At 38.5% G+C, this 24,084-nt stretch carries 22 protein-coding genes; 3 read left to right on the top strand and 19 right to left on the bottom strand.

The genetic code is table 11. The features are described from left to right. Positions 1-2 precede the first annotated feature (2 nt). The 4 genes from kdpA to CH364_RS05195 form a co-directional block, all read right to left on the bottom strand. Positions 3-1,640, bottom strand: coding sequence for a potassium-transporting ATPase subunit KdpA (gene kdpA / locus CH364_RS05210; protein ID WP_100742505.1), 1,638 nt, complete (start codon positions 1,638-1,640; stop codon positions 3-5). 78 nt (positions 1,641-1,718) lie between these two features. Then, positions 1,719-2,516 carry a hypothetical protein gene (locus CH364_RS05205; RefSeq protein WP_100742504.1) on the bottom strand — a complete coding sequence of 266 codons (798 nt, stop codon included), beginning with the start codon at positions 2,514-2,516 and terminating at the stop codon, positions 1,719-1,721. Positions 2,517-2,519: 3 nt separating this feature from the next. Then, positions 2,520-3,641, bottom strand: a complete 1,122-nt coding sequence (locus CH364_RS05200) for an LIC10775 family protein (RefSeq protein WP_100742503.1) — start codon at positions 3,639-3,641, stop codon at positions 2,520-2,522. A gap of 2 nt (positions 3,642-3,643) precedes the next feature. Then, positions 3,644-5,110 carry a hypothetical protein gene (locus tag CH364_RS05195; protein WP_100742502.1) on the bottom strand — a complete coding sequence of 489 codons (1,467 nt, stop codon included), beginning with the start codon at positions 5,108-5,110 and terminating at the stop codon, positions 3,644-3,646. Positions 5,111-5,202: 92 nt separating this feature from the next. Here CH364_RS05195 and CH364_RS05190 point away from each other — a divergent pair, with 92 nt between their 5' ends. Beyond that, positions 5,203-5,472, top strand: coding sequence for a hypothetical protein (locus CH364_RS05190; protein ID WP_100742501.1), 270 nt, complete (start codon positions 5,203-5,205; stop codon positions 5,470-5,472). 8 nt (positions 5,473-5,480) lie between these two features. On the opposite strand, the gene CH364_RS05185 is transcribed toward CH364_RS05190, so the two are convergent. Genes CH364_RS05185 through guaB form a run of 3 tightly spaced genes read right to left on the bottom strand, consistent with a single transcriptional unit; the run spans position 5,481 to position 8,475 of the window. Further along, on the bottom strand, positions 5,481-6,161 hold the full coding sequence (locus tag CH364_RS05185) for a 16S rRNA (uracil(1498)-N(3))-methyltransferase (RefSeq protein ID WP_100742500.1): 681 nt from the start codon (positions 6,159-6,161) through the stop codon (positions 5,481-5,483). Positions 6,162-6,165: 4 nt separating this feature from the next. After that, on the bottom strand, positions 6,166-6,939 hold the full coding sequence (locus tag CH364_RS05180; RefSeq protein WP_100742499.1) for an outer membrane lipoprotein-sorting protein: 774 nt from the start codon (positions 6,937-6,939) through the stop codon (positions 6,166-6,168). Positions 6,940-6,948: 9 nt separating this feature from the next. Then, a complete protein-coding gene (gene guaB / locus CH364_RS05175; RefSeq protein WP_100742498.1) occupies positions 6,949-8,475 on the bottom strand; it encodes an IMP dehydrogenase in 1,527 nt (508 codons plus the stop codon). 97 nt (positions 8,476-8,572) lie between these two features. On the opposite strand from guaB, the gene CH364_RS05170 reads away from it, so the two are divergent. Then, the gene (locus CH364_RS05170) at positions 8,573-9,730 is read left to right on the top strand and encodes a DUF1577 domain-containing protein (protein ID WP_100742497.1); all 1,158 of its coding nucleotides are present in this window, start codon (positions 8,573-8,575) and stop codon (positions 9,728-9,730) included. Between the two features lies 1 nt (position 9,731). Here the strand turns inward: CH364_RS05170 and CH364_RS05165 are convergent, their stop codons facing one another. The 3 genes from CH364_RS05165 to CH364_RS18680 all read right to left on the bottom strand — a co-directional run bounded on the left by CH364_RS05165 (position 9,732) and on the right by CH364_RS18680 (position 13,330). After that, the gene (locus CH364_RS05165) at positions 9,732-11,669 is read right to left on the bottom strand and encodes a B12-binding domain-containing radical SAM protein (RefSeq protein WP_100743425.1); all 1,938 of its coding nucleotides are present in this window, start codon (positions 11,667-11,669) and stop codon (positions 9,732-9,734) included. A 45-nt stretch (positions 11,670-11,714) separates the two neighbouring features. Further along, entirely contained in the window at positions 11,715-12,974 is a 1,260-nt protein-coding gene (locus tag CH364_RS05160) for an EAL domain-containing protein (RefSeq protein WP_100742496.1), read from the bottom strand. A 191-nt stretch (positions 12,975-13,165) separates the two neighbouring features. Beyond that, entirely contained in the window at positions 13,166-13,330 is a 165-nt protein-coding gene (locus tag CH364_RS18680) for a hypothetical protein (RefSeq protein WP_002973824.1), read from the bottom strand. A 79-nt stretch (positions 13,331-13,409) separates the two neighbouring features. Here CH364_RS18680 and tmk point away from each other — a divergent pair, with 79 nt between their 5' ends. Then, positions 13,410-14,015, top strand: coding sequence for a dTMP kinase (gene tmk, locus CH364_RS05155; protein ID WP_100742495.1), 606 nt, complete (start codon positions 13,410-13,412; stop codon positions 14,013-14,015). Here the strand turns inward: tmk and CH364_RS05150 are convergent. The 9 genes from CH364_RS05150 to CH364_RS05110 form a co-directional block, all read right to left on the bottom strand. Continuing rightward, entirely contained in the window at positions 14,012-14,899 is an 888-nt protein-coding gene (locus tag CH364_RS05150) for a class I SAM-dependent methyltransferase (RefSeq protein WP_100742494.1), read from the bottom strand. The two genes, tmk and CH364_RS05150, sit on opposite strands and share 4 nt — an antisense overlap. A 7-nt stretch (positions 14,900-14,906) precedes the next feature. Beyond that, positions 14,907-15,761, bottom strand: coding sequence for a metal ABC transporter permease (locus CH364_RS05145; RefSeq protein WP_100742493.1), 855 nt, complete (start codon positions 15,759-15,761; stop codon positions 14,907-14,909). Further along, positions 15,754-16,467, bottom strand: coding sequence for a metal ABC transporter ATP-binding protein (locus CH364_RS05140; RefSeq protein WP_100742492.1), 714 nt, complete (start codon positions 16,465-16,467; stop codon positions 15,754-15,756). Before CH364_RS05140 ends, CH364_RS05145 begins: the two co-directional genes overlap by 8 nt. Further along, a complete protein-coding gene (locus CH364_RS05135) occupies positions 16,445-17,398 on the bottom strand; it encodes a metal ABC transporter substrate-binding protein (protein ID WP_100742491.1) in 954 nt (317 codons plus the stop codon). The genes CH364_RS05140 and CH364_RS05135 overlap by 23 nt, the downstream gene beginning before the upstream one ends. A gap of 12 nt (positions 17,399-17,410) precedes the next feature. Then, the gene (locus CH364_RS05130) at positions 17,411-18,718 is read right to left on the bottom strand and encodes a TonB-dependent receptor (protein WP_423790170.1); all 1,308 of its coding nucleotides are present in this window, start codon (positions 18,716-18,718) and stop codon (positions 17,411-17,413) included. Positions 18,719-18,787: 69 nt separating this feature from the next. Next, positions 18,788-19,531 carry a hypothetical protein gene (locus tag CH364_RS05125; RefSeq protein WP_100787860.1) on the bottom strand — a complete coding sequence of 248 codons (744 nt, stop codon included), beginning with the start codon at positions 19,529-19,531 and terminating at the stop codon, positions 18,788-18,790. 53 nt (positions 19,532-19,584) lie between these two features. Continuing rightward, complete coding sequence (locus tag CH364_RS05120; RefSeq protein WP_100743424.1) at positions 19,585-20,541, bottom strand: amidohydrolase family protein; 957 nt, start codon at positions 20,539-20,541, stop codon at positions 19,585-19,587. Between the two features lie 43 nt (positions 20,542-20,584). Beyond that, positions 20,585-22,342, bottom strand: coding sequence for an acyl-CoA dehydrogenase family protein (locus CH364_RS05115; RefSeq protein ID WP_100742489.1), 1,758 nt, complete (start codon positions 22,340-22,342; stop codon positions 20,585-20,587). A gap of 125 nt (positions 22,343-22,467) precedes the next feature. Continuing rightward, positions 22,468-24,006, bottom strand: a complete 1,539-nt coding sequence (locus CH364_RS05110; RefSeq protein WP_100742488.1) for a methyl-accepting chemotaxis protein — start codon at positions 24,004-24,006, stop codon at positions 22,468-22,470. Positions 24,007-24,084 lie beyond the last annotated feature (78 nt).

Raw genomic sequence — 24,084 nt, 5'->3', positions numbered from 1 at the left:
TCTTAAAAGAAAACACCCTGATTGATAAGTAACTGTTCTAATATAGGTCCTAATGCAAGGACAGGAAAGAATGATAGACCACAAACGATTAAGATGACACTAAAAAGTAAAACTCCAAACAAAACTGTATCCAACCGAAAGTTCCCATCAAAGGAAACTGTTGTTATTTTTCCACCTAAACTCCCTGCGACAAGTATGACAGAATAAATAACACTAAACCTTCCAACTAACATAGATATACCCAACGATAAGTTTCCCCATACTGTATCTGCAGAAAAACCAGCAAAGGCAGAACCGTTATTGCCTGCAGCAGAACTAAATGCATAAAGAATTTGTGACAATGCGTGTGGACCTTTTGCAGTATATCCAGATTCTAATAAAATTGAAATGGCTGATCCTAAAAGAATACAAACGGTAGGAGATAAAATTCCAAATAACGTCCATTTGATTTCATAACTTCCAATTTTTTTCCCAAAATACTCTGGAGTTCTACCAGTCATTAACCCAGATAAAAATACAGTTAATATTAAAAATAAAAACATTCCATACATTCCTGTTCCAACGCCACCAAAGATAATTTCACCTAACATCATTTGAAAAATTGCTATACCTCCAGCTAATGGAGAATAACTATCATGCATGGAATTTACTGATCCATTGGAAGCAGCAGTGGTTGTTGATAACCAAAGAGAAGATTCTGTCAAACTAAACCGAAATTCCTTACCCTCCCAAAATCCTAAGTGATTTTGTTCAGAAATGTAGACACCGATAAAACCTAGGATCAAAAACGACAACATAACAAAGAAGATTACCCAGACGTGACGAAAAGAATTAGTTATTTTACCGTATAAAAATACACAGGATGCAGGCAAAAAAAGAATCGAAAACATTTGAATGAAGTTCGAAATAGGAGTTGGATTTTCAAAAGGATGGGCACTATTGACACCAAAAAATCCACCTCCATTTGTTCCTATTTGTTTGATTGCGACCTGCGATGCAACTGGACCCATTGGAATGTTTTCGGAGATTCCATCTAAACCAAAACTTTGGATAGGTGGCTCAAATGATTGAATGACACCTTGGCCTAAAAGAAGTATGGAAACAAAAAAGGAAATAGGGAGAAGGATATAAAAGGTGGACCTAAATAAATCCATCCAAAAGTTTCCAAACCGATTTGATTTTGTAGAAACAACAGCTCGACTAACAAACGCTAAAACGGAGATACCCACTCCTGCACTAAGAAAATTTTGAGGTGTTAATCCCACCATTTGCGAAAAATAACTCAATTGACTTTCCCCTGAATACGCCTGCCAATTTGTATTTGTGATAAACGATATTGTCGTATTGAGTGCGAGGTCCCAGTCCATTCCCAAAAGATTTAAAGGGTTGCTTGGGAAAAAATTTTGAAATTTCAAAATTGAAAACAGAATTCCTGCACCTAACAAATGAAATAGCGAAAGACTACTTAGATACTGTTTTGGTGTTTGAGACGGAGGTAAACCAGAGAAAAGAAACTGAAATACCTGTTTTTCGAATGGTAAGGACTTTGCATTCAAAATGAATGCCATGTAATAACCAACGAAAGGTGAAATAAAAATCAGTAACCCAAGATAAAAAGGGAAATATAGTAATTCAACCATAAAGAAATTTTCTCATGGTTATAGGAAAACGTAAAGGTTTCCTAACTTAAGATAGGAAGGAATCGTATTAAGAAATAGTTAAGATTCTTTTTCTCCCAAAACAGGAAAATATACAATTCCCGCCCAAACGAATATTAAAAACAAAAAGAATAAAAAGGAATAAATCCCTTTCGTATACATCTCTGCATCCAAAGGTCCTCGCCAAACCAAAAAATGTGAATCTTTAGACCAAGGCAATTCGCTAGTATCCCAAATGGGTTCCATCAAAACCACTCCCCCAGAAAACAATCGAGATAGTTCACACTGTATATTTTCTTTCGAATAACAAATAGCATATAACGGAGGCTTCACTTCTTTTCCTGAGATGGAACGGATGCGTTTGTATTGGAATCGAATGACGGGACCATACACAGCACCTCCTGACCTTCGTCTCACTAGTAACGGAGACCGAAATTCTCCTTTTTCCAAATCATCCAAATAAAAATCTCTAAGAAACAAATAACGAAACCCAATGTTTTTGGAAACATCTTCAGCTAGAACATCCGACTTTGCAGTGATCCCTAAAGTATAACCAATGGAATCACCCAAAAACAAAATGGAATTTCCGCCTGATAATAAAGATAAAAATACTGCTAAAAGAATCTTTAATCCGGTGCGTTTGGATAATACAATTCCCAAAAAAAGAACAGGTAAAAATAGAATTAATAGTGCCCATACAGAAACGGAAAGTGTAAAAAATGCACCTAACGGAAGTAACAAAACTCCGAAACCTAAAATAATAGAAAGCCCTGTCCAAAAAGTAAAAAACAAAGGAGTGGGCTCACCATTTGGTTCGCGTTTTTTCCTGTTTTGATTTTCAACAAAACCAACAAACATTCCCTACTCCTTTACATCAAATGAACCTCGAATGGTTTGCCAATAGAGTTCGGCCGTTTCTTTTTCTCGTTTAGGATAAGACAAAGAAAGAAAATAACCACGAGGTGCATTATAAAGATAATACTCTTTCATTTCCATTGCAACTGAATTTCCAATCTCATCTACTTCAGTCCATTCACTCAAATACTCAGATTTATTTTCAGTCCTTTTATATCCTAATTTTCTAATTTGGGTTGGAGTGAGAGAACGCATCGAATCCCAAAATCGAAAATAACTTTTGGTATCTCGAAGTGGTCTTGTTTTATCAAAACTGGAACCGATTGAGAGAATGATCTTTGGCCGATTTTTCTTTTTTTTACCAGAAGTTTGTAAGGTTAAGGCTTCCTCCCATTCTGTTTGGCCATCAGGTAAATAATTGGAAAGAAACTGCACAAATCTGACTATCCGGTAAATAGAATCTCTGTTTTCACCATATATTCCTAACCGATCCCCAAAAAGACCTTCATAACGCAACTTAGATGGAATGCGAATTCGATAACGAAATGATTCAGACTCCAAAACCAAAACTTCAAGTTTTTTTGAATCTCCCACATAACATCCATAAGGATCACTTACCAAATCCAATGGTATGGTCTGGTCCGACCATTCATTCGCTGCTCGATTAGTAATTTCATTGGAACGAACTAGCCAACTAGGGAAAAATCCAGGTTCTTTTTCTTGTTTTAAACGATAACAAAGATTGATTCCCTTTCCTAAAAATACCGCTTCCTTTTCCTTACGAACGTCATACAAAGCTTCCAATTCTTTGGATGCAATGTCTGCCTCTTCTGCTACCGGAAATTCTTTATAGTATTCATCATCAATGAGAAAACGCATCTTCCCTGCGGGAGTCACCAGATAGTTCCTTCCTAAAGAATCTTTTTTTTTGACAGTCCCTTGTTTGTTTTTGAATTCAGAAAGGAATCGGTGAAAACTTCGACTCTCCTCTTCTTCCGCATCTGGGATCCAAGGTTTTTGTAACAAAGGATCAACGATGATATTAGAAGGTTGGGAACGCAGAGAAGTGATTTGAATCAAAAGAAAAAAAATAACAAAATGAAAAAGAGAGTTTTTCTCCCCTTTCATGTTTAAACCTGAAATTTAGATTGGATAAAATTAAGTGCCATTGTAAAAATCTTAGAAAAGTCTCTTTTATGACCTTCGTCATTCACGCGAGACAAGATTCCTTTTAATACAGTTTGCACTTGCGTATAATTGGGAACTTCGAAAAATGCTTTTTGGATATGCGGCCAAGCCATTTTCACCATTTGCATAAATTCAGGACTTCCTTTTTTAAATTCCTGAATCATTCGGTCTAATGTTAGTTTTACAATCTGAAAGTTTTTTATTTTTTTAACAATCCCACTTAAAACATCACGGCTCAAATCGGACTTTGAACTCATCATTTGGTATAGAGAGTTCCAATCCACCACTTCATTTTTTTGTTCTTTTAACACTTGAGTACGAAGTGATACAACTGCCTTTTCAAATTCGGAAAGACCACGTAACCAATTTTGGTATCCTACTTGGTCAGACTTCGTTTGGAAGTTTGTGATGTTTTGGACTAAGTCCATAAATTCTTTTACATTAAAGGCATCTAACTTTACTTTGTTGGGATCAACTTGGACAACTGGTTCTGGTTCTGGTTCTTCAAAATCGACGTCAATGTCTTGTGAAAAATCAAGAGAATCATCGGTAGGAGAACTAGAGGAAGAAGATTGTGAGTCAGACTCTTCAAATTCTAAATCTTCAATTTCATATTCTTCCGATGAATTTGATTGTTGGTTTGCCTGGTTTGTTTCTTGGATTGGATTGTCTTTGGGATCAGGACCTATTTTAACTTCTAAAAGTTCTCCCGTCAAAGTGTCTCCAAAGGTTTCCACGATTTCCAAAAGAATGGATTTATCTTTTTCCGGAATGAGAGATTGTTTTTTTGCCACTGGTGTTGGCGGTGCATTCTGGTTGGCCAAGGCATCAGTAAGAGACAATGGTTCTTTTTCTGACTCGGCATTCGTTGGCATTGAAAGAGCTGCTTTTGCTGACTCCGCCATAAGGCCCTTGGGTTCGATGATTTCCCCTGTCACCGGATTTTCGAGAACCATAAGAATCCCTTTTTGGGCAAATACAAAGTCTTTGGGGTGAGTGACCTGGAGTCGTTCCACAATCTCTTCTGCCACAGAAGAAAAACTGGGAGCTGGAGCGTTCGTCAGTTTGTCCAATTCCTGTGCTTTAAGTTTTTCTTGTACTTTGTTTAAAACTTCGATAAAATTAGTATTTAGATAAGCGGAAACTTCATTTTGTGGGACACCTAACATCGTCGCAAACTGAGGAAGGTGTTCAAAAAACTGGTCCGTCTTTTTGATATTCCCCGTCATGTAGGATTTAATCTGTTTTGCCACTTCTTCCACTTTGGCCGGATCCATTTTACGCGCCTTGAGGAGCCTCTTAAAAATGTCGATATGGGCGTGGAAATAAGATAAGAATTCCCCGTAAGCGGTAAATTCGAACTCTCCGTGCGCTTTTTTTTCTAAAACCTTTTTAGAACCGTCTGACATATAGGATCTCATCCAATGCATAGGAAAAGTCACAAGGGTCAAGATTTTTACGAACCGATTGACGAAATGCAGGGAGAACGGAGTTTAGGAATATGAATCGTATTTTTGTTTTGGTAGTATTGTGTTTTGTCATGATCTTCTCTACATCTTGTCAAAAGAGAGAAGACAAAACGGTGGAAAGGAACTTGATGACTTTCCTAATTACTTGTACGGGTGGAAGTTTAGAAGCTTGTAATGCTGGTTGTGCTGGAAAATACCCTGATGTTACTGGTAGCAATTACCCAGCTGCTTCCGCTTGTTTTACTGCTTGTTCCACCAACTGCAATCTTTCCACAACTCTCCTCTTATTAACCAATAAGTAGAAAGTTTTTTACAATCCGTATGCAAGGAAACTCGCGGCAACAATGCCCGCAGTTTCTGTACGGAGTACCCCACCAGGAAGTCTGAGTCTTGGGATTTGGTTTTTTTCCATCCAATCTTCTTCATCGATATGAAATCCGCCCTCTGGGCCAATCACAGGAATTTTTCCAAACAATTGTTTTGCAGTAAATACCTCTGACCTATGCGGATGAAAGACCACCAAACTATCTTTATGTGATTTCATCCACTCACTTGCAGGTTCAATCGAAAGAGAAAGTAATTCTGTTTGTTTGGATTGTGCTGCTGCCTCTTTTACTATTTTTTCGGCACGTTCCAAATTGAATTCCTTACGAATGGAATGACGGAACACCAAAAACACAACAGAATCAAGACCTATCTCGGTCACCTTTTGTAAAAAAAAGTCAAAACGATTTCCTTTGGGAAGAGCTATGGCGATGGTTTTCCTGTCTGTTTTTTTTTCCAGATGAGTTTCATTTAAAAACCTTAATTCTTTGGAATGAGGTGAAAATTGATAGTTATACAAACCACCAACTCCATCCCGAATTTGTATCACAGCTTCATCTTTACTCAACCGTAAAGCTCGAAGATGAGCCATTTCTTCTTGGGTAAGAGTAATAGAAGGTTTTGATGAAAATCCAGTGCGAAAAAGGATAAGACCAGGATCTAACAAGAGTTTATCGGCTTAGATTATCGACTGCAAACAAAGAAGCATCAGGATTTACTGATTTATCAACTTCTTGGATTTCCCAAACGGTGATACTTCCTGTATTCAAATCTAACATCTCTAACCTAGATGCTTTCTGAATTTCTTCCACCTTTCCAGAAATTTCTTTTACTTTTACAGGACCGTATTTTAAGTTTAAGGTTTTGAATAAAATTCCATCCCGATCATGGAAGTCCACACGGTATGGTTTTAGGTCTTTTTTTCCCACAAGTAGGACTAATTTTTTATAAAAGTAAGGGAGGATGGGTTTTAAAGAAATCCGGTAGTATACTTCTCCACCTATTTCCAAATCCCCGTTCACTAAAGGATTGTAATTGGCCTGATAAGAGTAACCTGATAGATCGACATAAAAAAATCCAGTCCCCATAAGGGACTCGTATTTTTCATCATCTGTTTTTCGAAAGAGTTTGGCACTGAGAACATTGAAGAAAAAAACATTTTCTCCTTCGTCCTTTGTCAAAAGTTTGGATTCAAGCCCTCTCCCCTTTCTATCAAAAAGAAGGAGAGCATCTTCCCCATTAAAAAACCGATTGATCTTCCAAGTTTCCGAAGTTCCGTTCCTACGAATCAGAACATAAGTACCTTTTACAAGACCTTTCCCGAAATCCATTTCTCGGTCCAGTCTTGCCAAAAGTTCTTGCGCCGACAAACTAGAGTCAGGTGAACCTTGTGCCTCTATTGAAACGAAACTAAAAAAAAGTATGAAGATCCAAAGGTATCTCATTAAAAATTGTTATTCCGCCCTCATGGAAGGTTTTGTGTAAGAATACAATCCATGCACACTACCTTGTGCTTGGGCCGATTCTGTCCTTCTTTCAAAACGAAGTTTTCCTTCTCGTAATGCTTTGTGTAAGTCAGGAATATTTCGAAATCCCATATCTTGAAAACTTTGTCTGAGTCCTTGTACCAGATAAGGAATGAGGTTTAAAACAGATCCTTTGTCCACAACATATCCAGAAACACCTTGTGCTACTTTGATCTTTTGTGATTCAGAGAAGTAACGTTTGTCACCACCTTTACTCATCGCTTCCAAACTCGCCATTCCCCGATACTTCTTTAGACGAATTCCATTTTCATAAAAATACTCACCTGGTGCTTCTTTTGTCCCTGCGAACATAGATCCCATCATACACATGGATGCACCAATCGCAAGTGCATTGGCAATGTCCCCAATATTGGAAATTCCACCATCTGCAATCACGGGAACTCCATGTGCCTGCGCGTATTCTGCAGTTTTAAATACGGCAGTGGCTTGTGCTCTTCCAACAGCCATCGTATCTTGTGTGATACAAATGGAACCAGGTCCCATTCCGATTCGTAGTCCATCGGCGCCGGCTGCAATCAAGTTCGCAGCTTGTGCTTTCGTAACTACGTTTCCACCAATCACATCAATGTTTGGAAAATTTGATTTAATCCAATGGATCATTTCCATTTGGTAACTGGAATTTCCTTGTGCAGAATCAATGATGATAGCATCCACGCCGACTTCTGCAAGTGCCGCCATTCGATCACGTGACTCTGGTAAGGTGGATAATGCTGCCCCTACTCGTAGTCTTTTTTGGTCATCCTTGGAAGATTGAGGAAACTCTTTATTTTTTTTCAAGTCACTACGGCAAATGAGAGCCACGAGTTTTCCTTGTTTATCAACAATTGGAAGTTTTCCTTTTTTACTTGTTCTTAGGATGTTGTTTGCTTCTTGTAAACTGATTCCAACGTTTGCAGTGATAAGGTCGGTTGTCATTACCTTTCCAAGTTTGATACCACGGTCTCTTTCAAAATCCACATCTCGGTTAGTAACAATTCCAACTAACTTTGTGCTGGCGGTTCCATCTTCAGTAATAGGAATCCCACTAAAACCATATTTTTCTTTGACTGCATCTAAATCAGCAAGTGTATGTTCCGGAGAAAGAAGGATTGGGTCTTTGATAAATCCGTTTTCGTATCGTTTTACTTTTCGAACAAGATCAACCTGTTCATCAATACTATTGTTATAATGTATAATTCCGATTCCACCCATAAGGGCTTGTGCTATGGCCATTTCTGACTCGGTAACAGTATCCATCGGTGAACTCATCAGAGGTCTTTTGAGGGAAATGTTTTTGGAAAGTTTGGTTTCGAGTTCTACATCACTTGGGTTAAAGTCGATGTATCCGGGTAAAACTAAAAAGTCCCGATACGTAAGTCCCATGTTGACCGAGAAGAGCTCTTGTCCACTGACTCCATCGAAAAGCTCAGATCCTGGTAGGGGTTGATTTGACATAATTATCCTTCCTTTTTCTACTTTAGGCAAGAAAACTCTCCGTGCAAGAGAATTTCAGGAGAAATTCGTCCGATAATAGTAAGTAACACGACCTTTTATGGAAACACTAGAAAGAAGTAAGCGATCTTTGGATGTTTTTTCTGACAAAGAAAAAAAACTCCATGTTTTGACGAAATTTTTATTAAACCAGGAATTGAGTCTAAAGGACAATATCCACTCTGGGGAAAGTTGTTTTTTAAAAAAAGTATCTGCAGACGGCAACAAGGTTCTCATCAGCGTTCGCCCCACGATGACCCTTTCCGTGGGTCAAAAAATCACCCTCTACAAAATTTTAGGCCGGTACCTTCACCTTGAATGTACTGTGGAACAAGAAAAAGGGGAATCGCAGTACGTCCTCCATTTAGATAAAATTGCCATTGCAAAAAAAGATAGGGAAAGTTCACGAATTCCAGTCCCTCCCGGGTCTGCCTGGATTACAAATGTGGTTTCTAGTAAGGCAAAAATTGAAACCGATATGTTTCATGTTCCTACGGCCGTGAAAGTAAATTTTCAAGACTATGAAACTAAACTCAAAAACTCAGTTGATTTTATAAAAATTTCTACTTTTAACTCCAGCGAAGATTCGGAAATCATACGCCAAATTAAAAAAACGAAAAAAGGTTTATTGTTAGAAGATGCAACCGATCGCAAATCTTATGAGTCCGCTCCGAATGAAGACTTTTTAGTTTTTTCAGATGAGATCGAAGAAGATATAGATAAAGAAATCAATAACAAACGAAACCAAAAAATTAAATCCGAACTCATCCTTCCCATTCTCTATTTGACTGATGAAGAAGAATCCATCCCAATTGGGTACATCCAAATGCAAAGTAAGTCAGAAACCTTTGATTTGCTAAAAGCCATGGAAATGAAAACTCTATGTTTTGAAATGGTAGATCGAATCCGCCATTCGAATATGATTAAGTCAGATGGAAAATTTCCAGTAATAGATATTTCGGAAGGTGGACTCAAAGTGATTGTAGATCACCCAGATCTTATCCAAAGTTTGCCTAAACTTTCGGGATTCCAATTTGATATATTTTTTAAAATGCAATCCCCTCTTACAGCATTTGGGACCATTAAAACAATCACCAAAAATGAAGAAGGCCACCTAACCGTAGGTTTAGCGATTGCTGGACATTCTTCCCGTTCTGGTGAGAAAAAAAGATTTTTGGAAAACGTGGAATTCTTTCGAAAACAAAACCATAAATCCTAATTTACAATTCTCCGTAACCCAAAACTTCCATAGACCATCTTTCTTCTAATTTTCGAGAGGAAAAAGTAATGGTCTCAGGATCCATATTTTGTTTTAAAAATTCAAAATCTTTTGAGTCTAACTTTTCACCTTCGACCAAATAGAAAGATTCTTCTGCGGGGTCTAAACTTTTGATTCTGTTTGTAGCCACTCTTTCATAGATTAAAAAGGCAGCAGAATCCAATTCCTTTTCTCTCCAATTTCTTAGTTCCAAATGATTTCCATCAAAAACAAAAACCAGTCGGTGTTGGAGGTTTTCTCCCCGATGTGCCAAAGTCCTAGATAAATAAGAATTTCGTTTAGTTTCAATTGTAGAAACAAGTTTTGAAACATCAATTTGATTGGGGACAGAGACCAAAGGAATCACAAAATCAATAGTAGAATAAGGTTCAGAACCAATCCTTTCTGCAATGTATGATTGGATTTGAGAAAGGTCTTTTCTTAAATTTTCGGAATGAAACCAAACACTGTGATGGCGACTGCCTGACCAATCATTCACCTTACCGAAAGATTCCTCTAATCCAGAATTAAAAAAACGAATTCCAGAACTTGTAAACTGCAGATCCATTCTGTCATTTTTCTCCGGATCTGCGACACATAAAAACGGTCTTGGGAATTCATCGAGCCTTCTTTCCAATAAATCTTCTGCAAAGTACAAAGACTCTGTTAAGTCCCTTGGGCTGAAAGTGGGAGTTTGAATGATTCGATAAGGAGGTGTTGGCATAAAAGATAGGCCTTCCTTTTCTGCATCCCTACGCATCGCAGTTCCAGGTAAAACAGACAAAGGAAAGGCTTGGACCCATTCCCCGAGTCCATGTTCCAAAAAGAAATGAATTCCTCTTTCTACATCTTCTGGAGTGTCACCTGGAAGACCAATGATGAGATCAAGAAGTAGTTCCATCCCTTCACCAGCCAACATCTTTGCCACTTCTGCTACTTTGTGTGGACTACCGTATCGTTTCACTCGTTTCAAAGTTTCTTCGTTTACGGATTGTAGGCCGAGTTCCACTCGAGTGAATCCCGCCTTACGAAGTTTAGTTGCAATTTTAGGTGTCACACCTTCTGAACGTAACTCGGCAAACATAGACATCTTACCATCTGAGTTCACTTCGGCAATGGCATCTAAAAAATTTTCAAAACCTGGTCTATGGTTGAAAGTTGGATCTAAAAAAACAAGTTCCCTTGCCCCTTTATCCTTTAAGTCAGAAATCAATCGAATGGTTTCTGGAATGTCAAGGGTCCTAAGATTTTGAGATGACTTAGGATAAAAACAGTAAGTACACTGCGATTTACAACCTCGCACAGTTTCCAAGTATGTGGAACGTTTGGGATCTACCTTTAAATGGCCAGTGGTATAAGGAGAAGGAAAATCGGTAAGTGGAAAATTTGCTGCCGCTTGTGTTCCAAATGCGGAGAGAGTTCCATCCTCTCTTCTGTAGGCCACATTTTCCAAACCTTCTAATGATGACCGAGATAAAAGGGTTCGCATCAAATTTCTAAAACTATGTTCTGCTTCGCCCGATACAGCGATATCATAACCACTTTCCCCCAATACATATGGGTTGTCTTCATTTACCTCAGGCCCGCCAATCAGAATGGTTGTTTCTGGATTTCTTTTTTTAATTTCTCTTGCGATGTAAAGACTACGTTCTGTATTCCATAAATAAAGAGAGAGGCCTAAAAAGTCAGGACCTTCTTTGGCAATTCGATTGATTAGTTCTTTGTCTCCTAAGGAGTCAGTATCTTCCGGTGGGATGACATAAGGTTTGATTCCTAAGACGGGATCTTCTTTGGATTCTAGACAACTTGCTAAACTAGCAGCTGCTAGGGGAACATTTCCCGTGGCTGCATAGTAAGATGGCGGAGGCACTGGTAATTGCAAAAATTGTATTTTTGCCATATCGATTGTCATCATCTCCCAAGAGAGGGATTTTCGCAAAACCTTTCAGGACCTAGAGACAACCACATCGATAAATAATATCAAGTTTTCGGAAAGATTTCTAGCAAATGTCCGCAACATCATCCGTTCAGATATATCATGGTACATTTGAGAGAGAGTCCAAGCATCCCTACTGGTTTTGGATTTATGCAAATGTTCAAAAAAATAAGGACGAAAAGACCAGTTTTTTCCAAGGAAGGAATAATCTGGTTCCATATTCCCCGTTTTGTCACGGGAATAATTGGGAGAAACTTGAAACCCAAGTGGGCTTGTGATGTACATCCGAAAAAAATCCCCATCTCCAAAAACACTGGTTTCAAAACCACCCTTCCATTCCCAAATTCCATTTTCTTCGGTAAACCCCATCATAATTTCAGATAGTTTATCTTTCCAAATGGTTTCCCATTCGATTTGGCGATTCATCTCCGATTGTTTGCGAGCGTGAAAGTATTCTAAGGAAGATTGCATCTCTGTTCTATAATCAAAACGTTTGGCAAAAGTTGGCTCTGGTTTAGCAAAATAAAACCCTTGGATGTATCTTGCACCATAATTCAAAGCATTATACAATTCATCTTCGGATTCGATTCCTTCAAAAAGTAAACTACTACCTAATGATTCACCTAACTTAGACAAGTTGATTAAAATTTCTTTGAAGTTTCTTGAGAATGTTGACCTTCTTAACATCTGTAAGTCAACTTTGATAATTTCTGGATGAAATAGTCCGATTCTATCTAAATTACTGGCCTCTGATCCCGCATCATCGACAGCGATGGAGAATCCTTCTTGCCGATATAAATTGAGAATAGGTCGTAATAATTCTAAATTATGTGGAAACCTTTCTTCTGTAATTTCGATCACAATCCTTTCCGGATCCACACCCACCTCTCTTACCATTTGGATGGTTTGTGGAAGTGTAGTTTCCAATTGTAATAACGCATGGTACATTACGTTCGGTGAAATGTTTAAAAATAACTTGGTTTCTGCAGGAGCTTCTTTTGCAAATTTTTGTAAGGCAGTAAAACGGATCTCTTCATCGACTTTTTTTTTCAGGAAAAAAATTTCATCGTAACCAAAAGTCTGGGATAAAAAGAATTCTCCAAGACTTAACAAACCTTCCGGTGTGGAAAGACGCCCGAGGAGTTCATAACCGTAAATACCAGTGGATTCGGACGAAAGGATGGGTTGGAAAACGGGAACAAGGGTTCCGCAAGACAACCATTCTTTCCAATCGCGCAGAAACTGATGACTTTCTCTTTCTGTAATCATAGATGGATACAGTCTTTTAATGCAAGATCGGTACCAGTAAGCATTGTAGGGAATTTTACTGCAAATTGCTTAATGGTGAGGCAATAGGGAACGGAGGCTGAATTAAAAAGTATTTTTTGCTTATTAATTAAGCGAAATGGTATAAAAAAACCACCCAAGTTTCCCGGGGTGGTCCTGGTTTTGAGTAGAAATTATTTAATATCTCTAGCTCTAGTTTTGAATGAATCATCCAATTTTGGTTTTTTGGAAGGTTTTGGTTCTTCCACCACTGGCGTTTGTTTAACTTCTTCAGAGGCACAGTTAATCATAAATACAGCCAAAAAAGCAATGATCAGCATAGACGAAATTTTTTTCATGTTTTTGCTCCTTAGACTAAATTGCCGAGTTTAGTAAATAAGTCGAGGAAAAAACGACCATTCTTAAAATGGAGGGGATATGCCCCAAAATAATCAGTTCTTTGTCTTTGAAGGGATCGATGGATCCGGGAAAACTACAGTCTCTCGAATGGTATCGGAAGCACTCTTAACAAAATCCATACCTAACCTTTGGCATAGAGAGCCAACAGACAGTGTGCACGGTAAAAAGATCAGAGAGTTCTTACAAGGAAAACTCAAACTATCCAAAGAAGAACAAATTGAAACCTTTATTGCCGATAGAGAATGTTCAGTCAATGAAGTCATCTTACCAACGTTAAAGAATGGTAAATCAATTGTACAAGATCGTTATTATTTTTCCACTGCAGCTTACCAAGGTAGAGATGAAGAACATGCAGCAGACATCTTATACAAAAATGAAGATAGAGGATTTCCGGAACCCAACAGAGTTTATTTTTTAGATTTATCTCCAGAAGAGGCATTAGAAAGAAGAACAAGCCGTGGCGGTAAGGAAGAAGTTTTTGATGATGATGCAGAACAAACCCGCATCTACCAAAACTATTTGGCGATTTTACCTGAGTCTACGATCTTTGTGGATGCCACCGCAGAATTGGATGAAGTGGTAGCCTTCTGCGTAGAGGATATACTAAAATCGCTAGAAGGTTAGTTCGCCTTCCTCACCATATAAACCATCATATCACCTAACTGAAACCACTTTACAAGTTGGTCCATCACACGTTTCCGGAGTTTGAAAGATAAACTTGCTCCGGCACGTGAGGTCATTCCGCTTCCATAGGTAAAGGAAACTGGATTTCGATAACCCAAACTCAATAGTAAATTCTTTAATCCCTGATACGAGTAATAATAAAGATGTTCAGGGACATTGAGATACCGCCAATTTTTCCCACCCAGTTTTGCCAGTAACCCATAACGACAGGTGGATAAAATCAGCACCCCGCCCGGTTTTAAATGTTTTTGAATTTTTTCTAAGGTTTCCTTTGGATTGTGAAGGTGTTCGATGGTTGCCCAAAGTGTAATAACATCGAATTGTTTTTGGAACTGATTGTCCCAATCCAAAAAGTTTTCTTGGAAAATATTTAGTTTTAAGGTTTCTCTCGCAAACCGAACGGGACCATCAGCAATCTCAATTCCAAAGGCATCGTAACCACGTTCTTTTTGGTATGTCACAAAATAACCGGCAGCACATCCAATGTCCAAAGAAGAAAGTTTTTCTCCTGGTGGCAATTGCGAGATACGAACTTTTTCCCAAGAAAAAAAATCCAAATCCTTTAGGTTGAGTTGGAAAACCCGAGATATTTCAGTCCGAAGTTTGTCTGAGTAATAATTGTCATACCCTCTCTCAGTCCTTTGGGTAAAATATGAATCATCATAATACTTTTTCACTGCTAAAAAATCAGGTTGGGGATTCACTTGGACAAGCCCACAACGAACACAGGAAACAATGGAAAAGGTTTCGCCCAGAGGGCTTTCTTTTGTAAAAATAGGACGGAAGCGATTTTCACCGCAGGTATTACAAGGGATTAGTTCCACATAGTATCTATCGGACAGATTTGGAAAAAACGGAAGTGGTAAGAAACCGAATCAGGTGGAGAAAAAATGCAAGTCCGCAAAGAACTAAGATGATACTGGAAGAAGTCGGAAAATAAATCAATTCTCCGTTTTTTTCAATTCCAATCAGAGAAATTAAGAAACCAGATATAGTGGCAAATACTGAAAACAAAACACAAACAACTGTTAAAAGTTTTAATGACCGAATGAGTGGTAATAAGGCAAAAACCGGTAAAATTAAATGGGCGATGCTATAGAAGGTTCCGAGTAGATTGACAGCCACAGTGAGAGAGGCAGCAAGAATGATATAAAACAAAAGATCAAAGGGAAGAGGATTTCCTACCTGTATTTTATATTCGTCCCGATCAAAACTGATAAAAAGAAACCTTCTAAAAAAACTGAGATATAGGATAAAAAAGAAAACTGCGATATAAATTCCAAAGGAATCTGCCCTTACTTGTGAAGTCAAAATATCACCAAAAAAAGCAGCCATCAAATGGTTTTGTACATTTCCACCAAGAGCCAACATAACTTGCGAAGCCGCAGAAAAGAATACAAATAGGATTCCAAGAATTACCTCTTCTTTCATTCCTCTTAGTTTTCTGACATACAAAAGAGGGAAAACAAGTACACAGGAAAAAAGAATAGGGAAAATTTCTCCAGGCCACTCCATAAACAAGGATAAGGCGACAGAAAAAGTAACTGCTTGGGATAATGTGACTCCAAAAAAAGTCATACCTCTGAGTACAATCAAAATTCCAAGAACAGAAAGAAGTGCCCCAACAAGGCTACCCACTAATATTTGTGGTAAAAATAAAGTCCAACTAGAAAGTATATTAGTCATGATGATGGCAGTTAGGTGGGCGTTCTCCACTAGTGATATTGTAGAGTTTTCCTTCGTCTATTTCAAAAATTTCATCAAACCCAAATCCCCAATCATGTTCTAAACTATGGGTGATAAAAAATAGGGACCGGTTTCCTTCCTTTAGATATTCAGATAAAACTGTTTGAAACAACTCTCTGGCATTATGATCCAAAGAATCCATGGGTTCATCTAAAAAAATCAAATTGGCTTTTGTTAATAGAGAACGTAGGATCAGGACCTTTTGTAACTGACCCCCACTACATAAAGAAATTTGTTTTTTTAAGTAAGAACTAACGCCCGTTCTCTCGATAAGCGCCATATCCTCATCGGAAAATTTCTTTTTTGGTAAAAAGCTGAGCCCAATGTTTTTGGGCATTAACAAAACGTCTTCCACTCGCAAAGGGAATTCCAATGACATACGTTTTGCTTGGGGAACATAAGAAGTGGTAAATGTTTTTGAAAAGGAAATCTCCCCCGAAAGTGGAGGCAAAAGGTCTGTCAATGTACGAAAGAGTGTGGTTTTTCCAGCCCCATTCCCACCGACTAGGGCATAGGTTTTGCCGGTATGGATTTGCAAATAGATGTCGGATACCACAGGAAACTCCTTCCTGTAACCCACACTAAGTGCATTTGTTTGAATCAATAAAACAGGAGTGTCTGGATTATTTAGTTTTGTCGCTTGCATCTCGTATTTTTTGTAACATCAATCTGAGTGTGTCTTCGTAAGTCAGAGATTCTGGACTTCCTCCGACAGAAACTGGCAAGGTGACAACGACACTCCCAGGAACCTTTGAAGATACATACTCAGCATACTTTGGATTATGATAAGGACCAATCAAGATAATTTTTATCTTTTCTGCTGTCATATAACTAATGACTTGGTCCATATAACGAACAGAAGGTGGAACTCCGGGTCGTTCTTCTATGGTTAAGTTGGCATTAAATTTAAACCTGGAAGCCAAATAAACAAACTGGTCATGAAAAACTGCTACCTTCAGTCCAAAATAAGGTTCCATTTTTTTCATTTCTTCTTTTGTAAGTTGGATGAGACGTTTTTTAAACGAATTAAAATTTCCTTCATAGTATTCGCCATTCAAAGGGTCCACACGAGTGAGGGCATTTTTTATATTTTGTGCCATTTGGATCGCATTGATAGGATCATTCCAATAATGTGGATTTCCATAAATATGCATATCACCCATTGATCTGTCCATCATTACGGTCGGCTCTCCAAGGATTTTAACTCCAAAAGAAGTATCACAATAACCAGGTTGGCCTTTTTGAATTTTCATGTTTCTCGATTGTTGTTGGAGATAAGGAATCCAGCCTACCTCTAAATCAAGACCGACCACACAAATTACATCTGCTTCACTGAGTTTAACAAGAAAATCAGGTCTAGTCATAACAAAATGCGGGTCATCCGTCCCTCTTATCATTCCATAAACATCTGCTCTATCGCCAGCAATCTGTTCGGCGATGTATTTGATATCGGAGATACTTGCAACGAGCGATACTTTTGCGGCCAATGGAGAAACAAATAGAAATACGAAAAAAACAAAAAAGGAAAAAAGTGTATTTTTATAATAATAGTATGTTTTGAATTTTAAATTTAACATTAAATTTTCCTCTTAATAACTATGTGCAGGGTGCGAACCTAAAATGGCAACTGCTTGCACATAAAATCTCCATTCCCGTTGTTCCTGGAATTCTGTTTTGGAAAAATCTTGGATGTAACGTCTTTCCACCGAACCGCGAATTCTTCCAAATTCAGAACTATGGAAGGTAATTTGTGTAGAATGGCCTTCGATTGCATTGTCTGCTTGTTTCCCATTTTTGTCGACCAGGGATTTATCGGTAAAATAATCATAGCGGTAACCCAATGACCAAAGTTGGTGAAACTTATAATCCACAAAAAAGTAATACCCCCACTGATCTCTCGAAGGTGCTTTTGATTTTTGGTAAGTATTGGGATCCATTTGTTCAGGGAATATCTCCTGTTGGTACCAACCTTCTGACATAATCATTAGTTCTCTTAAATTGGATCGGTTCCAACGTAAAACAGCATCCATTCCATATAAATGCCTTTGGTTTCTTCGATCGGTTGTCGGCTCAAATCTTACACCAGAAAATCCGAATTGAGTACCCCAGTTATTTCCAAAATAATAAAAATGTTTGAGATGTGCATATCCCATAGGATTATTTTTTTGTAATCCCTCAGAATGCGAATGACCCCATTTTTTACCATTCGTCGCACCTAACACGAGCTCCTGTGTGATCCATTTCCATGGGAGCAAAACACTAAACTCTGCTCCTGTGTCCATTACAGATTCAAAACCAATAAATTTCTCATGGACAATTGGATTCATGGTAAAAGGTCGATCGTGTAAATGAATACGGTTCAATCTTCCAATATCAACAAACATCTGCCCCACTTTCAAAGAGGTATTAAAAGGTAAAAAAGGAAAAAGTACATTGGCTTCATGGACTTCATAATAATACTTGCCATCCTCACCATGAGCTGCACCTAAAAAATTAGCTCTCATCCATTGATCAACAGCAGCAGTAAATCCAAATTCGGCAGTCCTTACGTCCAACTTGTTGTCAATTCTTTCACCAGTACCTCGTGGTTTGTTACGGTCCCATGCCCCAACAAGATCAATTGTGGCAGAAACATCCATCATCAAATTTTGCGCTGACCTGTTGATTTGGTTTGGTTGTTGAACGTTCGAAGTAACACCACGACTCCCTTCTGTAGATTTACTTCTTATTTCTTGGTCTTTTACATCTTTTTCTAATTCTGCTTCCCAGCTATCAGGTTCAGATTGATTCGATTTTTCCGGGGACGATCCGGTTTGTTTGGAACTGGTACGATCTTCTAATTCAGTTTCCCACTTTGATGTTTGCGACCATGTGGATGCAGATAAAACTATTATCACAAATAGTGATAATAGTTTTAGTCGAGTGAGTTGATTGATATTAAGTTGTTTCAATCAAAATCCTTTTCTTTAAAGAAATGAACCAGCAGTTCCAATGGACTGGTTATAAATTGTCAAAGTTTTGACAGTAGCTCCATTGATCCGTAAGGCAACTCTATCACCGGAAATAATTACGACGACATTTTCTTCTTCAAACTGGTAGGCACTACGGTCTACGGTAGCGCAAGTTCCTTGCCAACCGAAAATATGAGCACCCGAACCTTCTTCGTGAATTTCCAAACAAAGAGTTTTCTCTTGGCCAACGGAAGAAGCCCAAGGTGTCCCGGCTGTTCCAAAAGCAGAAGATGATCCATTTACAATTTTATCAGCTTTTGTATCCCTGATGAAAAACCCTGGCCCACCAAACGCAGTTGTGGAAGGCAGAATTGCAGAGATGGTAGACAAAGCAGAGTTTAATTGGTAAACAATTTCGATAGAGGCTTTTTTATTACCACCAGAATTAGAAAGACTAGAAGCATTCGTTATGATTGTAGAGTTGTTACTTGTTCCCACAAGTCCACCGCTAAGAGTTACATTGTTTGCTTGGAAACCTGAACCAGCGAGGGCAAGGTTTGCATCCCCTGAACAATTGGTAAAATCGAATTTGGTTCCAAAAGTAGGAGTGGAAACATTTGTTTTTGGACAATTGGCTCCTACCAGCAGCGCTAGGATGAGTTGATCATCATTTTTATCTTCTTTGGAAGAAAAGAGTTCTGCACAATTGAAAACAGAGAGAGTGAACACTGAAAATAGAAAAATTTTGGCGAATTTCATAAATACCTCTGTGGGCCTATCATTTGCAACGCTGTTGCAAATGCAACCACGTTTCATTTAAAAAATAAGTTTTCTGCGTTCTGATAGAGAATTTTTTGTTTGGCTGTGTTGCTGATAGGTAGGTCCAAAAACCGACGAATGGGGTGGTTTAGGTTATAAGGAATATTTGGAAAATCGGATCCAAAGTAAATTTGGTTTTGGTATTTCTCCAAATACGGAATCGCAGAATCCACATCTAGAGTTTTGCCCGTGGCAAGGAAATCTACAAATACCATCGTCGTATCAAGTCCCAGGTTAGGATATCCTTCCAGTAACGAAGCATAGGCGGAGATTTCATGAGCTCCCATATGGGCGACTATCACACGTAACTTCGGATAGGTTTCAAGAAATGGTTTAAAAAATTGGATGCCTGTAAACTCACCAGGAAGTGGTGCTGTCCCAGTATGAATGAGAATCGGAATTTGTTTCTTTTGTAAATAGTGAAAGGTATCTGCCAGTTCCGGGCGGTTTAAATTGAGTTTGGAGACTTCACAGTGAAGTTTGAACCCGCGAAACCCGTATTCTTCCACAGCCTTTTTTACGTAAGCGATGACTCCCTCTTCTGGATAAAAAGTTCCAAAGGGAACAGCTCCCTTCCAATTCCTGTAATTGGCATAAGTCCAATCATTTAAGGAAGAAGCCATATTTGCTTTATGAGCATAGTTTAATGTAGTAAAACGTTTGATCCCATTGTGATGGAGTCGTTCTACTCGTTCCGCTTCAGGTAACCTGTATCCAATGGCCCAGTTCACATTGTCAAACCAACGCCAAATGAGTTTCATAACCGTCTCTGGGAAAAAATGGGTATGGATATCGAAAATATAAGGAATTCCTAAATCACGAATGTTACTTAAATGATCTGGCATTTCTGAATCTAAAATGGGAGGGAAAGTATCTCCCCTCCAAGAAAATGGAGAAGAGAGGCGAATGTCAGGTTTGTTAGATGAGATTACACCCTCCCCTTCTTCCATAAAACAAGCGTAACAAGGAAGAAGAGGATTGGAATCAGCTTTATTAAGCAGTGACTGGTGTTTTTTTCTTTCCACGAATCTTTGTTAGGTTCGATGCAAGGATTGCCGAACTATCAAGGATGTAAGCATCCGTAATCGATTTACGATAGGACCTTCTTTCTACCTTAGAACGACCAATACTTCTCTCGAGTAACAAACTATTGTGGAAACGGGCTGCTGATTCTACGACTTCAAATGCCAACTCTTCACGAAGTGGAGTGGATTCGATTTCAGCAAATTCAGCTACAACTGTTTCAAATTGTTTGAATAAATCGTTTAGGCCATTACTTGCGGCAAACGTAGCCATTTCCGATTTCAAGTATTCACGGTAAATTCCTGTCTCCGTCATACCAGAAACAATCCCACCAATACAAGCCACTGTTTGGAGTTGTGTGGTTCCTTCGTAGATATTCGTAATTCTTACATCACGATAAAGTCGAGCTACATCATAATCTTCAGTATAACCAGACCCACCATGGATTTGCATCGCATCATAAGCCACAAGGTTTGCCATTTCAGTGATGTAGTATTTAGAAAGCGGAGTAAATAATGAGGCAAGTTTTTCCCACTTCTTGAAAGTTTCATCTTTTTTGATGTCTTTCTCTGAAAGACCTTTCATCTTTCCTCGTTCTTCTTTCCAACGATATTGGTCTACAGCGTAACTTGCTTCATAGAGGATACAACGCATCGCAGCTACTTCTCGCTCCATTCGTTCCAACATTTTTTTCACAGCGGTGATGTTGTTGATAGTTTTTCCAAACTGGACTCTTTCTTCTGCATATTTTTTTCCTTCGAAATATGCAGCAGTGGCAATTCCCATCGCTTGGGCCGCAATGTTGAGACGAGCTTGGTTCATCATGGCCATGGAATATTTCACAAGGCCTTTTCCTTCTTCCCCAATGAGAATTCCTGGAGAGTTTTCAAAAACCACTTCGCAAGTAGGAGAACAATGAAGTCCCATTTTCTTTTCGATGGAGGCAACAAATACATCTTTAGAGTGAACTAAAAAGAATGAAAGTCCTCGTGCCCCACTTGTTGTGGTTCCTGTTCTTGCGAGTGTGAGGATGATGGAAGGTGCAGATCCAAAACCACAAGCATGAGTGATAAAACGTTTGGTTCCTGTGATTTTCCAAGATCCATCTTCGCCTTTGACTGCTTTTGTCTGTAAGTTAGGAAGGTCCGATCCGTAGTTTGGTTCCGTAAGGGCCATAGCCCCACAAAGTTCACCCGCTGCCATTTTCGGAACAAAATCATGAATCATTTCTTCTGTTCCAAATCGTTCTACAGTTTCTGCCAAGTTCATACAACCAAGAGTGATCGCCAGTGACCCGTCTCCGCGAGAAACACATTCAGATAACATCGATTGTACGACAGAAGGCAAACCCAATCCACCATAATGTCTGTGGATTCCGTATGGAAGTAGTCCAGCAGATTTAATTTTTTCCACTACGTCTAACATAGGTTTTGGGAAACTAACTTGGCCGTCTTTGTATTTGAGGCCTTCTTCATCCATTTGTTTAGAAACTTGGGAAATATCGTTTCCAGCAATGTCTCCACCAGCTTCTAAGGTAGAACGGTAAAACTCGATGGCATCTTCATAGTTTCCAGGAGCGAATGCCAGTTCTTCCTTTCCGGATTTTTGGTATTCTGCAAAATCTTCAAAACCTTGTTCGTATTGGTCGACTACCTCGTTCCAAGGTGTCAGGGAATCAAAATGATCAATTAGGTCATCGTTATCATTAAAATAGTTATTCGAAATCATACAGTCGGCTCCTAAATAGGACTTTCACTCAAAGATCCAAGTGGTGAGAAGAATTACAAATAGTTTTCCCATCTCTCACCCTGAACGAAACCGACAGACGTTAAGTTAATGGTGTTAGACAAGGATCACTTGATGCGATTGGCCAAATCCTGGATGTCCTCAATATGTTCGGCGAGGACTCTTGTGTTTTCAGCCACAACCTGGACATCACTTTCTATACTTTGAGCTGCTCGCATCACTTCCTTGTTGCCGAAGGTTTGGTCTTTGGCTATGGATTCCAATTGTGAGGATAATTCTTTTAGCTCTTTTTGAGACTCCAAAACACGAGTATTTAACTTTTGTAAGTCGATAAACTTTTCATTAAAACTAATCACTTTATTTTGGATTTTATTCATTTCATTTTTTTGGTTCAAAGCCAATCCACTTGCCTCTTTCGCTGACAAATTCCCTTTGAGTAAATCAGATTTAGATTTGAGAATGGTTTTGGAAATGACACTTGCGTTTAACGCTGAGTTTTCTGCAAGTTTTGCAACTTCTTGTGCGACAACTGCAAACCCCCTACCATGTTCCCCAGCTCTTGCTGCCTCAATCGAAGCATTGAGAGCAAGTAAATTGGTTTGGTCAGCAATTTCTTTCATGATTTGATTGACATCTTCCACTTTTTGAAAACTGGAACTCACTTCGTTTAAAACTGAATTTAAGTTTTCCATAGAGTTCGTTACCAAATTACTAAACTGTGATGATTCATTAATATGACCTGAAATTGTATCGATTTCAACTCGCACTGTCTTTACAATTCCTTCTAAGGTATGGCTTTCTTCGTTTAATGTTTCAATTCGTTTGTATTGGTCTTTGACAAAAGAAAAAGAATTTTCTGTGGATTGTGAAATTTTTGTTAGCGATGCTGAAATTTCCTCAATGGAAGCAGCTTGGTTTTGCACGAGACTACTCAAATCATCAGCAAACACTTTCAAGGCGGCAACGGATTGATTTAAATTTTCACCAGTCTCTACCAATGCCTCCTTTTGTCTTTCCATTACTTTTGAATGTTCTTCTGAAGTTTTTTTACCATTGACAGCTTCATCTCGAATCGAAGTAAGAAGCCCCACCATTTTCGCAATTGTAACTGTAGCCATTCCTAAAAAGAAAACTTTTACAATTTCTACAGGTAACGAAATGGAATATGCAAGTTTATGTGTATCATTTCGATCTACAAATTCCATTCCAGAAATGCCTGCAAAAACCAAGGAGCCTATCTGAACAACTGTTAACATCACTCCAATGATATATGTTTGTTTGGAAGAAAACAGAAAACCTGAATACAATAAGATAAAAAAAGAAATGATATAATTCACTCCGTCCTTTAGGGCAGACGAGGCAATGTCCAAGTCCATAATACTCTGGCCTAAAGTATTTGAACCAATCAGAATGATATCAATGACAACAAACCAAAATGCATGAGGGTCTTTCCCTCTCTTTAAGATTATGAACTGTGTCAATGCGACCATACCATAAAAGAAAGTGGTAAGAAGCATCATGATGAGTTGGTCTCTGTGGAGAGAACCAAGACTCCCGAGGATTCCTAAAATAAAAATAACAAGTAGAGTCGAGCGAATGGAATTAATGGTTTTTGTAGCTTTTAAGTAATATGGATCCAACTGCATTTCTAAAGAATTTGAACTTCATTCATAAAATGCAAGGATTTCCCTAGAATGCGTAGAAATACTCGGGCTCAAACAAAC

Origin of the sequence: Leptospira harrisiae (genome assembly GCF_002811945.1) — a bacterium.
GTDB classification, from domain to species: Bacteria; Spirochaetota; Leptospiria; order Leptospirales; family Leptospiraceae; genus Leptospira_A; species Leptospira_A harrisiae.
The sequence above is the reverse complement of the archived record's forward strand: the minus strand, read 5'-3'. Positions and strand labels throughout refer to the sequence as shown.